At 45.9% G+C, this 13,024-nt stretch carries 13 protein-coding genes and 2 pseudogenes; 1 reads left to right on the forward strand and 14 read right to left on the reverse strand.

Annotation, left to right across the window (positions count from 1 at the left end):
• Window positions 1–7: 7 nt before the first annotated feature.
• The 4 genes and pseudogenes from M5J74_RS19270 to M5J74_RS19285 all read right to left on the reverse strand — a co-directional run bounded on the left by M5J74_RS19270 (window position 8) and on the right by M5J74_RS19285 (window position 2,246).
• Window positions 8–1,123, reverse strand: a pseudogene (locus tag M5J74_RS19270) (transposase).
• Between the two features lie 157 nt (window positions 1,124–1,280).
• Window positions 1,281–1,718 (reverse strand): annotated as a pseudogene (locus M5J74_RS19275) (PIN domain-containing protein); the annotation flags it as partial.
• Window positions 1,718–2,011, reverse strand: a complete 294-nt coding sequence (locus tag M5J74_RS19280; protein ID WP_250012783.1) for a DUF2281 domain-containing protein — start codon at window positions 2,009–2,011, stop codon at window positions 1,718–1,720. The pseudogene M5J74_RS19275 and the gene M5J74_RS19280, both read right to left, overlap by 1 nt.
• 16 nt (window positions 2,012–2,027) lie before the next feature.
• Complete coding sequence (locus M5J74_RS19285; RefSeq protein WP_250012784.1) at window positions 2,028–2,246, reverse strand: hypothetical protein; 219 nt, start codon at window positions 2,244–2,246, stop codon at window positions 2,028–2,030.
• A 78-nt stretch (window positions 2,247–2,324) separates the two neighbouring features.
• Between M5J74_RS19285 and M5J74_RS33545 the strand changes: the two genes are divergently transcribed.
• Complete coding sequence (locus M5J74_RS33545) at window positions 2,325–2,384, forward strand: hypothetical protein (protein WP_371934056.1); 60 nt, start codon at window positions 2,325–2,327, stop codon at window positions 2,382–2,384.
• A 13-nt stretch (window positions 2,385–2,397) separates the two neighbouring features.
• On the opposite strand, the gene M5J74_RS19290 is transcribed toward M5J74_RS33545, so the two are convergent.
• The 10 genes from M5J74_RS19290 to M5J74_RS19335 form a co-directional block, all read right to left on the reverse strand.
• Window positions 2,398–3,906, reverse strand: a complete 1,509-nt coding sequence (locus tag M5J74_RS19290) for a restriction endonuclease subunit S (protein ID WP_250012785.1) — start codon at window positions 3,904–3,906, stop codon at window positions 2,398–2,400.
• Window positions 3,907–4,144: 238 nt separating this feature from the next.
• Window positions 4,145–4,495: a DUF86 domain-containing protein gene (locus tag M5J74_RS19295; RefSeq protein ID WP_250012786.1), complete on the reverse strand. Its 351-nt coding sequence runs from the start codon at window positions 4,493–4,495 to the stop codon at window positions 4,145–4,147.
• Window positions 4,492–4,785: a nucleotidyltransferase family protein gene (locus M5J74_RS19300; RefSeq protein ID WP_250012787.1), complete on the reverse strand. Its 294-nt coding sequence runs from the start codon at window positions 4,783–4,785 to the stop codon at window positions 4,492–4,494. Before M5J74_RS19300 ends, M5J74_RS19295 begins: the two co-directional genes overlap by 4 nt.
• A 171-nt stretch (window positions 4,786–4,956) precedes the next feature.
• The gene (locus M5J74_RS19305) at window positions 4,957–5,184 is read right to left on the reverse strand and encodes a hypothetical protein (protein WP_250012788.1); all 228 of its coding nucleotides are present in this window, start codon (window positions 5,182–5,184) and stop codon (window positions 4,957–4,959) included.
• Between the two features lie 2 nt (window positions 5,185–5,186).
• Window positions 5,187–6,761, reverse strand: coding sequence for an N-6 DNA methylase (locus M5J74_RS19310; protein ID WP_250012789.1), 1,575 nt, complete (start codon window positions 6,759–6,761; stop codon window positions 5,187–5,189).
• A gap of 8 nt (window positions 6,762–6,769) precedes the next feature.
• A complete protein-coding gene (locus tag M5J74_RS19315) occupies window positions 6,770–7,078 on the reverse strand; it encodes a Txe/YoeB family addiction module toxin (RefSeq protein ID WP_250012790.1) in 309 nt (102 codons plus the stop codon).
• Window positions 7,053–7,355, reverse strand: a complete 303-nt coding sequence (locus tag M5J74_RS19320) for a type II toxin-antitoxin system Phd/YefM family antitoxin (protein WP_015155745.1) — start codon at window positions 7,353–7,355, stop codon at window positions 7,053–7,055. Before M5J74_RS19320 ends, M5J74_RS19315 begins: the two co-directional genes overlap by 26 nt.
• Before the next feature lie 70 nt (window positions 7,356–7,425).
• Window positions 7,426–10,755: a type I restriction-modification system endonuclease gene (gene hsdR / locus M5J74_RS19325; protein ID WP_250012791.1), complete on the reverse strand. Its 3,330-nt coding sequence runs from the start codon at window positions 10,753–10,755 to the stop codon at window positions 7,426–7,428.
• A 79-nt stretch (window positions 10,756–10,834) separates the two neighbouring features.
• Complete coding sequence (locus M5J74_RS19330) at window positions 10,835–11,470, reverse strand: hypothetical protein (protein ID WP_015155743.1); 636 nt, start codon at window positions 11,468–11,470, stop codon at window positions 10,835–10,837.
• Between the two features lie 570 nt (window positions 11,471–12,040).
• Window positions 12,041–12,937 carry a hypothetical protein gene (locus tag M5J74_RS19335; protein ID WP_250012792.1) on the reverse strand — a complete coding sequence of 299 codons (897 nt, stop codon included), beginning with the start codon at window positions 12,935–12,937 and terminating at the stop codon, window positions 12,041–12,043.
• Between the last annotated feature and the right edge of the window lie 87 nt (window positions 12,938–13,024).

The following is a 13,024-nucleotide window of genomic DNA, read 5'->3' on the forward strand; positions in this document are numbered from 1 at the left end:
CCTCAACTCAGATCTTGCACCTGGTGATTTGAATCTCTAGACCCTGTGTTCTTACCAGTGGTTGTAAGCGCCGAACTTCTAGCAACAGAAGTAGTACAACCAATTGCGGTAGAAAAACTTCAAGTGCTAATTTAGCTGCCTCTCCCCAGTCCGGCAAATCTGGTGAAGCAGTAGATAAGTACGCCCAATGTGCCAACAGGTAGGCAATCAATGATAGTACTAACCAACGATAAATGCCTTTGAGAGTTGCTTGACCAAAACGATGTAAACCAAAACGATGCTTAGCAGTTTTGAACCAGCCTTCTATCTGCCACCTACGTTTCCCCCACCAAGTAATGGTATGACCTTTAAGCACTTTAGTGGATAGGACATAACGCTTTTCTTTCTTACCATTGTCTCGCTTCAGATAATACCAAGACAAGGATACAGGGAACTTCAGCCCGATTAATCGCACTTGTTGCCCGCGTTTGTGCAGTTGTGCGACGCTGCGTCCATTCTCTAGTTGGCGGTCACAACGGACTCCCGCTATGGCATGATATTTCAATTTGCGAATGCCTGTTAAAAACTCGATGCTACCGAAAGCAGTATCAACCAGAATCAATATTTGAAAATGATTGGTGAGTGCTTTGGGTAAGCTACCCACTAGTTTTAATCCCAGTTGAGCAGGTGAGGGCGTATTTTTGCCTCGATAGATGCGAAAACTCCAAGGCACACGCCACTGCCCCATCACTAAATACGCTACCACCAAATGTAATCCTCGCTTGCCATGATACACTCGTACCAATCCATCGAGTGCTTTGAACTTGCCGCGTTTTTCCAACGTGGTTAAGTCAATAATGACTTGTAGTATCGGTTTGCGCCCCATTCGTGGTTGAGATCAGATTCGCTGGATGACTGTTCGACGGCTTTCCCGAATCAAACGACGAGTTGCCCAAGGGTACACGTTGAGAAACCGACTTAAGGCACTGGCAGATTTGGCTTGACATTGTTGTGGTAGGGGATGTCCCTGTGCTTGCAGAAACAGACCCAATATTGCTTGCAAGCTATCTCGTTGGTAGTGACTCGGCATCAAACTAAGTAGGGTGTAAACTAGCCCTTGGGCGTGAGCAAGGATGGTTGACATCGTTCTTGCGTTATATATGTTTCACGCCTTTTTCTCCCATCTTTTGAGACTTGGTGCAAGATGTGAGATATAGGGAATTTAGTTTTAGGCGCTGTTTGCGATTGAGATCTTGGATAACGTTTTCAAGCATGGGAGGGGTAAGATTGGGAATTCCAAGCCAGGATTCAACTGACAATGTTTTTACTTGCTGAATACGCTGAAAGTCACTATCGATTGATACAACGGTAAGACTGTGCTGCAACGCTATAGCAGTAATCCAGAGATCGTTTTCATCAAATCCTAAATCGGTAATTTTTGTCTTCCGGCGTTTGCTTTTCTCTTTAGGCGCAAACTGATTAAATAATGCTGCTTTTAGTTGTCCGTAAGTATCTGCTGTTACTCCGTCTACAGAATAAATGTAAATACCTTGAAGAAAGCGATTAATTAAAGCTAAATTGCTTTCCCTGCGCCCAGAACGTTCTGCCATGTCTATTAGTTCCCCTTGCACAATGACGCAGGTTGAAATCAAGGTATTTTCCGCTTCGGCAATGCGATTCAAAACATTAGAATCGCCGAGAATTGCACGGCTACAGTGGTTGGTATCCAATAAATACATTACTCGTCAAAAGGATTAGACCGATCGAACTTAGCTTTGCCGCGAGTTGCGTATACCATTTCTAAGCATTCTTCAAAATCATCTCCTTCCCAAGTGCCGATAGTTTTTAGATGCTCTAGGAGCGATCGCCCTGTAGAATTAACTGGCGTGTGGGTGGTGGAGTCTACTACTTCTGGTGTTGGTTGTGTTTTGGTTTGCTTGGTTTTTAAAAAGCGTAGAAAGTCTAAAGTTTCAGCCAAAAGAGTATCTGAGGTAGATTCTATTTCTTGAAGTAGTTGTTCTTTGATAGTCATAATAAAGCGTTATTTTTTATTCAATACTTAATTTATACCATTGTAGATTAGCTGATTCAATCAAAGCAATTTTTTTCGCTCTCAGCCATCCCTTTATTTGTTTTTCTCGTGCGATCGCATCTGTCACATTAGTAGTCTTTTTTGTCATTGCTGTATAATTTCTATAATTTTTGCGATCGCTCTTAAGCGCTTTTCGGATTTGAGTTGATTTACCTTGTAAGGGATAATTTGTCAACTTTCAAATCCTGCCATGCTGCCTCTTCTTCCGGTTTGAGCCAGTCTTTTTGTCACCGTTGGCGCTGTCGTTGGCTTAATGGCATCAGGACATAGCAAGAGCGACATTCTTGAAGCATATCCCTATTTGATTGTTTGACTACTTTAGCCCGCTATTCTAATCCTGGTAATCCTAGTTGAACTGATTCTGAATCTTGCTGTTGTGTTTTTTTGCGGCGTTTTCCTGATGTTTTAGTTGTAGATTTTTTAGCGGTTTTAGCTGCGGTTTCTTGTTTGGCACGTTCTGCGCGGATGCGTTCTAGTAAGACGGATGCTGGTTCATCGTTGGGGTCTTGGGGAACCAATTCGCCGCGAAAGGCTTTGGCGAGGATGGATTGATCCAGTGAATCCAACTCATCTTCAGATTGCCTTATTATTGCTTGCACGTATGTTTCAATTTTGAAAAGCTTTTCCAGAATTTGCATTAATACTACCTGTTCTGCTTCAGGTACAAATGGTACTGGGAGTTTTGCTATTTTTGAAACGCTAAGAGTGTAGAGTCCTGTAGTTGTATGGGCAACATCAAAAACTCTGAATCTACCATGAGGAGAATTCCAATATGCTTCAACAAACTCAGGCATAAGCCCTTTATCTAATCGTACTCGGATTAAATGATTTTGGTGAACGCAATCTTTTACAGAACCATCCCAAATAGCCATCCTACCTATTTCCGATGGGCTACCATTCCCCTCAACAATTAATAAATCTCCCTTGTGAAGACGCAGCTTTTCCAGCTCATTACCAAAGAGTTCAATTTGATGAACATTCTCAAGATTAAGTCCTCCACGGGGAACATTAGCAACTCGCAGAAATGGATATGCGTTTTTATTAGGTACTCGTTTAGGTTGTTTTTGAATCCCCCCCTGAATTGCACTTACTTCGCCTAAACTAGCCCAGCACCAACTTTTAGGTAATTCTGGCAAATTTGTTAGATTTATTTCTTCTTGCTTTTTATTTTTTGCTTTGTTTTGCTGACGATCTCGCCTAATCCTCTCTAGTAAAACCGATGCAGGTTCAACATCAGGGTTTTTTTCTCGCCAATCAGCAGTCAAATCGCCACGAAAGGCAGCGGCGAGGACTGATTGACGAAACTGCTCTAGGAGGGAAGGAATTGCCTCAAGCGCCTCCTTCACCTGCTGACTTCGAGCCTTCACCGCCTCAATTTTGGCAACAATACGGCGTTGTTCGTTAAGGGGTGGAAGCGGAATTTTGATGCGATTAAGATTTTTCTGATTTAATTTAGGCTGTGCTGAACCAGATATATAAAATCTTAAATCAGTAGAGTTTATGTATTCTCGCAAGTACGAGAGTGGAATGGTATTTCCAGGTACTTGCACTATATGTGCATGATTATTTACCCAGAATTTGCCATCGGCTTCAAAAGCAATTGGAGTTGAACGGCTGAGTAGGTTGGCTCCATCCTCAGCGATGAGTAAATAGTGTCCGTCAAAAAGATATTCATCAACATAATCAATGATTCCTGAAGCACCGTAGTATGGAAAAGTTCCAGGTCTGCGGTCAGAACTACTTACTGGCACTCTTTGTCCGTCATAGTTTATAGTTATTTCCTCAAGTGAAATCCAACTCCATCCAAATGGAAGTTTGGTTAGTTCATCAATCATCAAACCACTTCCTCACCACCTTCAAACAGCTCCATCATCCTCATTCTGCTTATCAAAAAGCGCATCTAAATCGCAAGTCACTAACTCCCCACATAACTTTAACCCCCTTCCTATTTATCATTTGAGCGGTACTGTTGCAAAAGCGATTGAATCAATTTTGGTGAAACTCGAAATGTAGTTTGTTGTAAACGAGCGATCGCCATTAACCACCTCTCATAATTGTTCAACCATCCAAATCTCACCTTTGTGAAACATCTGTAGCAATTGCAGCGATCGCCGCCTTTAAAGATGGTAATCCTTCCTGTACCGTCGCCCAAATAATATTGACATCGATCCCCCAATATTCATGTACCAACACATCACGCATTCCAGCAATAGATTTCCAAGGAAGATCGGGATATTGACTGCGAATGTCGTCTGGAACTTTTTTGACCGCTTCACCTAAGATTTCAATTGATTTGACAACCGCTAAAACTTTTTCTCGATTCGCTTGAAATGCTTCAAACTCGACATTATCTGTAAAAGTTTCGATGTCTGCGATCGCATCCAAAATATCCTGTAAAAATTCTGAAAGCTGCCGTTCTGTCATAAATAGACGACTTCTGACAACACCCGTTCTCGAATTCTTGGCTTTAGACCCTTTTTAGTCACCACATCTACCTTCATTCCCGTCAATTCATTTAAGTAGTTACGAAGCTCTACTAACTTAAACAGAGTCGGAGCCTTTTCATAGTCGATCAAGACATCAACATCGCTTTCTTCATTTTGCTCCCCTCGAACATAAGAACCAAAAATGCCTAATTCCGTCACCCTATAGTTCTCCTGCAATACCGATTTACTTTGCTGGAGCAGTTGCTTAATCTCTTCTAGATTTTTCATAATTATTTACATTACAATTCATGTCGAGCGAGATTACTGTAGAAACTAGAGCATTGAGGACAGGGATATAAGGCGGGATAGTATTAGAAGCAAGCCTATGGGGAGAGTAGCAGTATTCACACAAAAACTTAGTCTGTTTCCGCACTAACTGCCGAGCGTTATTGTTGATAGTCACGGTTGGGCAACAATCATAGCATTAATTAAAGTAAAAATTCTGAATAACTCAGATATCCCTGCTAGTTCTGCTGCTTCTTCTGGGGTAAGTAATCCAGCCTTATTACGTTCTAGTAGCTCATCAGAACGAGCCTGTAAATCATCAGTAAATTTGAACAAATGAAAATTCTTTACCTGCTCGATTTCAATCGCGTCAGGTAGTAGGGATGAAGGCTGAATCATCATTACTACTCTCCAAATCCTTGCATATACTCTGGGTTAGCAGATAGATCCTCCGATCCTTCCACGCAGCCAACCAAGTCACCCGCCGCCTCTAAAGCCGATATTCCTGGCTCTGCCCGATCTGACTCAAATGCAAGTGGCTGGTCTTCTTCCACTGTATCCCCCTCCAGCAAAGCTGTTAATGCCTCCATTTCCTCCATTGCCGTTTGCAACTTCGTCATAATTAAAGCCGCGATTTCATCCGGTTGGGGTAGGTTATCCCCCGACTGCAAGCTTTCATCCCTGAGCCAGGAAATATCTAGGTTTTCATTTCGTTTGGCAATTTGCTCCCGTGTAAAACAGCGGAAGCGTCCTGACTCCCCTCGATCGGTGCGCTGGCTCTCCCCATTCGGATCGTCCCCATACGCCGCCTCAAACTCCTGAAAATGCTGTTTGGTTAGGGGTATGCGCTTGCCAAAAGCAGGCATATTCGTCCGCAGATCGTAGATCCAAACTGCTTTTGTGTTGCCCTTGTCCGTCAAACCGCGCTGGAAAAACAGCACGTTGGTTTTGACTCCTTGAGCGTAGAAAATCCCTGTAGGCAGGCGCAAAATCGTGTGTAGGTTGCATTTGTCCATCAAATCAGCCCGAATTTGACGACCCTGCCCGTCTTCAAATAATACGTTGTCGGGTAAGACCACCGCCGCCCGTCCCCCAGGCTTCAAGCTGCGATAGATATGCTGCAAAAAGGCTAGCTGTTTGTTGGAAGTGGGATAGGTGAAGTCATCCCGCGACGGCAAACCACCGCCTTTCTTCGTGCCAAAAGGCGGATTAGTGAGAATTACATCAGCTTTGGTCAACCGCTGCCCGTCAGGGGAGAGAGTATCGCCTAATCCTACTGCCCCCTCGATCCCGTGTAGCATCATATTCATTAGCAACAGGCGATGAGCATCCTGCACTAACTCAATGCCGTAAAATGCCTGATAGCGTTGAAAAGACTGCTCGGCTTCGGAAAGGTCGAATAAGTCATCGGTGCGCTGCTTGATGTAGCGATCTGCGGCGATTAAAAAACCTCCCGTTCCGGCGGCGGGGTCTTGCACTCCTTCTCCTGGCTGGGGTTGGATTAGCTCAACCATGCAGTCAATCAGCGGACGGGGAGTAAAATACTGCCCTGCTCCCGATTTTTTCTCCTCGGCGTTTTTCTGGAGCAGCCCTTCATACATATCCCCCAGCCCCTCCTCTTTGGCAGAGTACCAGTCCAGGGCATCAATACTCGTCACCAGCTTGTTGAGGATGCGGGGCTGTTTCAGTGCTGTTTGAGCATTGGCGAAGATTGCTTGCACTCTTGGCTGTGCTGTTTGCGTCCCCAACTCCAGTAGCAAAGCGCGATAGAAGGTAATCTGCTCGACTCCTTCTTTTGCTACCAAATCTGCCCAACGGTAGCCCTCTGGGAGTTGGTTTTCATTACTCGTTTCCTGCATCATCTTCAGGAACAGCAGGTAGGTCAGCTCGGTGACGTACTGAAGATAGGAAATGCCCTCATCGCGCAGGACGTGACACAAATTCCAGAGTTTTTGGACGATATCGGTGGTAGCGGTCATTCGTAATCTTATTCGTAGTGATAGCGGCAGGTGAGAAAATCAATTTTTGAGTGACTGACTTGATAGACTAAGCGATGCTCTAGGTCAATCCGCCGCGACCAAAGACCTTCACCCAAGTATTTCAAAGGTTCTGGCTTACCGATACCTTGGAATGGGTCTGCGATCGCGGCTGTCACTAGGTCAAGAATCTTGTCTACCTTAGCAGGATCGGTTTTGTACCACCAGCCCAAGTCCTCTTTGAAGCGGGAACTAAAGCCAGGGACTCTTACCTGTATGGGCGGCGGATCTAGTTTAGGGGGTTTCTTTTTCTTGCCCAAAACCTAACTCTCGCTTCAATTCTTCCGGTGTTTGCGGCGCAATTTTGCCAGAATGAGACTCTTCAATTGCATCCAGTAATCGCCGCGCATTCGCAGGCGATCGCAACAAATAAACTGTCTCTACCAAACTTTGTAAGTCTGACTCAGAAATCAGCGCCACATTCTCACCTTCGCGGCGATGGATGATAAACACTTGATGATTCTCCACCACTTGCTCTAGCAACTTAAAGAAGTTGCTTCTTGCCTCGGTAGGAGAAGTTGTTTCATAAGACAGCATAAGTTAATGTACGCAAATCTGTACGTTAATTATACGATCTCTTCTAGGAAATCGGACACAAATGCCGAAACTAAACGGCATCCTGCCAGAGGTTGGCGTTGATTTCCGCCAAAATAGTCTCTAGCTGCCCGTCAAAAATTTTGTTAATCCGCGTAAATCCTCCTTGGGTTTTAAACTCGCCTTTGTCTAGGGCTTCTCTATCTACAATGGTTTCTACTTTCAACTGTTTGGCAATCCGCTCTAACCACTTGCGCTGCGGCGGTGTCCAAGCGCGGCTGGCTAGAATTTTGGCGATCGCCCTGTCTACTCGCTGTTCGTAAGATACTAAGGCATCCCCCAGAGCCGCTTGGCGGATAAAGCCGACGATACTGGCGGCGATGTCTTCATTCGTCATTTCCCGCCACGCTACTTGTAATGTTGTTTCGGAGTAGCCAGCAGCATCCAGCAATAGCCGAATTTCCTTCAGTTGCGCCCTGGTGAGTTCGCGGGGGCGCTGGGTAACGACGATGAGGGCGGGAATTTGATTTAAGTTGTCCCGCAGGTAGGCTTTGAAGCTATCCAAGTAGTCTTCAGGCTTTTGAGCATTTCCATAACCTCGTTCTACCGAGCGCAATTCGTCAGCATGGCGGGAAATCAGCAGCGGTTGCGTGCCACCATCCCGCAGGTCTAAAATTTGGGCGATCGCGGCGCGGTCGGAGAACCACTGTTTCAGCTGCATGGGATCGGTTTGACGCAGATAGGCGATCGTATCCGCTAATGACATTCCGGCAAGATCTTCTATTGCCTCTTGCTTGTCTGTAGCTAAATTCTGGCGCTGGCGTTGGAGTTTGGCTAGAAGTTGGTCGATAATTTCGCTGGCGGCAGCGCTGTCTGTAACACTAGATAGCTCCTGTAGCAGTTGCCCGAAAGAAATGTTGGGATTGACAGCGACGGGTTTCATCGCCGAGACGGGGGCTAGAGCCTCGTACAAGTTTACCGCGTCGTAAATGCGAAAGACTTGCTTGCCGATCTCGTCGCAGCGACGAGTTGCCCGCCCCAGCATTTGTTCGTAGAGGATGCGGGAATTGACGCGGCGGATGAAGACCAAGTTGCAGATGGGCGGTACGTCGATCCCCGTCGTCAGCAGGTCTACAGTCACGGCGATTTGGGGGTTAGACTCGTTGCGAAACCGCCGAATCAGTTGCAAGGGGCGATCGGCAGATCCGGTAATCTTTGCCACTGCATCGTCTTCTACACTGCCGTATCGAGCGGCTAGGGCGATTTTAAGTTGGTCAACTACAATATCGGCATGACCGTCCGTAGCGCAGAAAATTAAGGTTTTTTCTGGCAAGGAAGGATCGATATATTTAGCTAACTCAAAGCAGACGACGCGGTTAAATTCTGGAGTGACGACCCGCCGATTAAATTGCTCGACTTCGATCCTGACTTCATCTGGGGCGTGAACCAAGTCCAGTTGACCCGTCTTAGGGTCAAAGAATTCCATCGCCTCCCCCCCTTTCCACACCATCCCATCCTCAGCTAGGGCGGTGACGATACGAATCGGCGGTTCGTGGTCAACGAGCCAGCCGTCAATTACCGCTTCCCTGTAGCTGTAGGTGTAGATCGGTTCCCCGAAAATTTGAGTCGTATGTAAGGCAGGAGTAGCGGTTAAGCCAATCTTGACGGCATCAAAATGCTCCAAGACGCGGCGGTATTTGGAGATGTAATCGGACTCGTCGCGGAAGGTAAATTCTAGATCGCTCAATTCCCTGTCTAACAAATATCCTCGGTGGCACTCGTCCACTACAATGCAGTCGTAGAGGTCGGCTGTAGGTACTGCTGCATCGTCGGCTTTGTAAAGGATGCGTTTGACAAAGCTTTGAACGGTGGCAATTTGTACCTTAGTATCGCGATCGGGAGCGGTGTCGCCTAATTCTTTGATGTCAAAAATGTCGGCAAAGGTTTGCAGATTCTCCATGCGGGAATCTTTGAAGGCATTGGCTGTTTGTTCTCCCAATGCCGTGCGGTCTACTAAAAACAGCACTCGTCGAAATCGTTTGGTTTTCAGCAGGCGGTAGACTAGGGCGATACAGGTTTTGGTTTTCCCCGTCCCCGTCGCCATTGCTACGAGCAATTCCCTGCGTCCCTTGGCTAACTCCGACTCTGCTGCTTGAATTGCTCTAACTTGATAGGGGCGTAATTCTAAGTTGTAGTTGAAGCCTTCAGCTTCTAGTTTTTGGTGGGCTTGCTCTACATCTTGGGCAAGGGTATCGAGCAACCCTTGGGGACTGTACCAGGTAGGTAGGGGATAGCGCAGGTTGTCTGTTCGGCGCAGGTCGCAAAACCAAATCCCGCTTTTGGTACGCAGTTGTTGCAAAAACTCCCTACCATTGGTAGCGAAGGCAAAGGGAACTTTGAATTCTCCCCAAGGACTACCGTTGGGTAAGGTTTCGTCTCCCTTGACAAAAAAGCCGCGACTGTAGCGTTTGGCTTGGTCAACCATCCCAGGCACGTCTTTACTGCGGCGCTTTGCCTCTACGACTGCTACCGCTTGCAATCCGGCAAATAATACATAATCGGCGCGTCCAGAGGCTGTTTGCCATTCGGCGATCGCCATGTTTCTACCTTTCTGGGGGCGAGTGCCGTTGTTATAAGTGAGTTGTTCTGAATCTGCTGACCAGCCAGCGTTTCGCAGTTGGATGTCAATGAGGCGGCGCGTCTCCCGCTCGTCTAAGTCAATTTCTGTCTGCTGCGCGGTTTGAATCGTTTGTTGAATAGATTGGGCTGGGGCGCTCTCCGCACGGGCTTGAATGGCAGCTAAATGGTCTAGTGCTGCTTGCGCCTTTGCTTCTGCTTCCCGTGCCAAGTCTTCCGCACCTCTACGCCGCATCACCTCTTGTTGGGCTTCGATCTGGGCTAATTCGGCTGCTTCGACGCTGGTAGCTAATTCGGCTCTCAGTAATTCTAATTCTTGTTTGAGCGCCTCGGTTTCGACGGTTGGATCTGGGGGTGGGACGAAAGCACCTGGATGAAAGTTGGGATTTTTGGTCGAGACTCGGTGAAACCAAATTCCTAACTGTCGGGCATACTTCAGGTGACTTAAAGCCGTTCTAGCATCGCCTGTCAGCGCGTGGGTGGCATCGTTGCCCGTTCGTCGCAATTCGTGAAACAGGCGCTCTACATCTGGGTTTAACAAGCCGCGATCTTTGAGACGGCGCAATAGGTCTATCTGGCGATCGCCATCAGCAACATACAAACCTACTTTCGCTGCAATTAACCCAGCTAGCAATTCCCCAAATTGACGCAGCTTGATTAGGCTTGAATTGGGGTCGGAGGTAAAATACTGCTCGGCTAGACCACCCAGCCGCACTAGCTGCGGGTCGTGTTCTTCTAGGAAGGCGAAATTTAATGACACGACCATGTTTGTTGTACTGCTCCCCTCAACACGAGACTATGTATGCTGTGCCAAGCACTTTAACCCAAAACCCAAGTATATGACTTCAAGTCAAGTCTTTTCTGATGCGATCGATTGCTTGACTCAATCCCTCACTGTGAATCCAGCCGACATAACCGCCATAAACCATTCTGTCATTGCGATCTGCCAAGAAAACATGGTCAACCCCCAACGGGTTTTTCCAGGTTCTCACTGCTGTCCCATCCCTCAGCCTCGCGATTGGGTTGGAACTTTTAAAGTCTCTATGGTGCGCGGGAGTTATCCCAGGTACGTTTTCTAAAATCGCGATCGCTTCTTTAGTCACGTCAGTTAAGTAAACATCCACCACAGTCTTGCAACCGCAGCCGTCTGTCACCGCCAGCTTGAGTCTATCTTTGAGATCGCCATCAAATAACGACATCGAGTCAATTTCATTTAAGAGCTTGCCATGCGGTTCTAAATTTCGCCTTTCGCAATAAACTGCTGTCAAAAAATCCTCCAAACCTACTTTGGCTAGGGCATCTGTAATTAATCCCGTCAGTCCCAAGACGGCAATTCCGCCAAGCATTCCAGCGGGTCCACCTAAAAAAGCTAAGGCTGCTGTAATCGCAGCCGCGCCAGTCAAACCCGTAGCTGCCATCGTAATTACCAGCACTACACCAGGCAATCCCAAAGCCGCAACTTTTTTGATAGCTTCATCCATATTTCACTCTCATTCTTAGCTGCTATTGACTCTTCAGATTTTTCTAAAATTATTGGAATAAGTATCAACTTTTTAGCAAATCATTTTTATACAATGATGTGCGATCGCTCCTCTCAATTTGTCCAGCGGCTTGAGGTGGTGTTGGGTAGAGTGGCGCAGGGGTAAGCGTGGCAAGTTTTTCACCTTATGACTTTTGCCAACTCAGCCACAACAGTCAGGTATAACAGGCGCAAAGAAGAAACCAAGCGCCGCGCCTTGCAGGTGTTGGATCTGCTGTACTTGTAAATTTGTCAGCGCGTTGGTAGCAGCGTTCGCACTATCCGGTTAACGTCGTTGCTCAACGGACGGCGAGAATCTTTAGGACACAACCTATTGTGGATCTCTCTGTTCCTTTGCAGCACAGTGTTATGGTGTATTCGCTGTCGCGATAATCTAGAAAAACGCTGTCATTGCAGATGCGATTGCTGCTGCTGTATTCCACTTCGCCTGAAGTTGAATGGTAGCTAGGAAATTTATATTTCCCGTCTGAATTTCAGCGTTTTCTGCATCGTAGCCTCTTGTATCACCCCGTTATGGTTCGGGAATTAAGATATCTATTTGATAGCTGTCAGTGTTGGGTAAGGACAGAGCGAGATGATAAGGATCGCGAATAGAACGTATCCATTCCACTCCATCCTTTGAATATTTAACAACAACTGCCCTCTTTCCAGCCGCTGCATTATGAATATTTAATAAGGTTTGATTTTGTTCGCATTTTAAGCTATAAACAACTCCAAACTTCTTCTTTTCAGTACCGCTAATCTCTTTTTGGCAGGACAATAAATTTTCTGAAAAAGTATCACTAGCCGGAATATGAACTCGCCCTAATCCTAGAGTGTATGGAAAGCTTTGTGTTGTCGAATTGAACGATTTATTATCGATCTCAAATTTAATTTTTTCATTTGTTTTAATAATGGCTGTGTTATAAACATTATTATCCATATAATCAGGGTATGTTACATAAATTTCTTGTTTCTCTGGATTAGAAAATTCAACAGTTGAATACTCTCGGTCGGGTCGTCCATCCTTGTCTTCATCTACAGGACATTCACTTGAGATTTCAAGAGTTAGAAAATTTTGTTTAATGCCACATTGAAACTTAATCTTTTCAGCTCGGACGAAAATGTTGTTATTTAATTGATTTTCATTTGATGTCGCTTCTGGGGAAATAGTTTCTGCGGGAGCATCTACTGCTTCTGGAGAAATAGTTTCTGCGGGAGCATCTACTGCTTCTGGAGAAATAGTTTCTGCGGGAGCATCTACTGCTTCTGGGGAAGTAGTTTCTGCGGGAGCATCTACTGCTTCTGGTAGAGGCACTTTAGGGGAATTGAGCTGGGACTCATTCTGTTGTTTGGAATTGTTCTGACAAGAAACTAAAAAAACTAACAGAAACAAAGAAAGTATTTGTAAGTGTTTGCGTGGAATCATAAATATACCTCCTCCATGAGGTGCAGACATTAATTTTTTCTCAGCCATTTGTGCATCAACGATGCAGTAACAGTTGGGGTTGCCTTA

This window comes from Chroococcidiopsis sp. CCNUC1 (assembly GCF_023546805.1).
Lineage (GTDB): Bacteria > Cyanobacteriota > Cyanobacteriia > Cyanobacteriales > Chroococcidiopsidaceae > Chroococcidiopsis > Chroococcidiopsis thermalis.

Coding starts and splice junctions, on each gene's coding strand:
- M5J74_RS19320 (WP_015155745.1), bottom strand. CDS start 7,355: ATGCTGTCTTATGAAACAACTTCTCCTACCGAGGCAAGAAGCAACTTC.
- M5J74_RS19305 (WP_250012788.1), bottom strand. CDS start 5,184: ATGATGATTCAGCCTTCATCCCTACTACCTGACGCGATTGAAATCGAG.
- M5J74_RS19300 (WP_250012787.1), bottom strand. CDS start 4,785: ATGAAAAATCTAGAAGAGATTAAGCAACTGCTCCAGCAAAGTAAATCG.
- hsdR (WP_250012791.1), bottom strand. CDS start 10,755: ATGGTCGTGTCATTAAATTTCGCCTTCCTAGAAGAACACGACCCGCAG.
- M5J74_RS19310 (WP_250012789.1), bottom strand. CDS start 6,761: ATGACCGCTACCACCGATATCGTCCAAAAACTCTGGAATTTGTGTCAC.
- M5J74_RS19290 (WP_250012785.1), bottom strand. CDS start 3,906: ATGATTGATGAACTAACCAAACTTCCATTTGGATGGAGTTGGATTTCA.
- M5J74_RS19335 (WP_250012792.1), bottom strand. CDS start 12,937: ATGATTCCACGCAAACACTTACAAATACTTTCTTTGTTTCTGTTAGTT.
- M5J74_RS19330 (WP_015155743.1), bottom strand. CDS start 11,470: ATGGATGAAGCTATCAAAAAAGTTGCGGCTTTGGGATTGCCTGGTGTA.
- M5J74_RS19295 (WP_250012786.1), bottom strand. CDS start 4,495: ATGACAGAACGGCAGCTTTCAGAATTTTTACAGGATATTTTGGATGCG.
- M5J74_RS19280 (WP_250012783.1), bottom strand. CDS start 2,011: ATGACTATCAAAGAACAACTACTTCAAGAAATAGAATCTACCTCAGAT.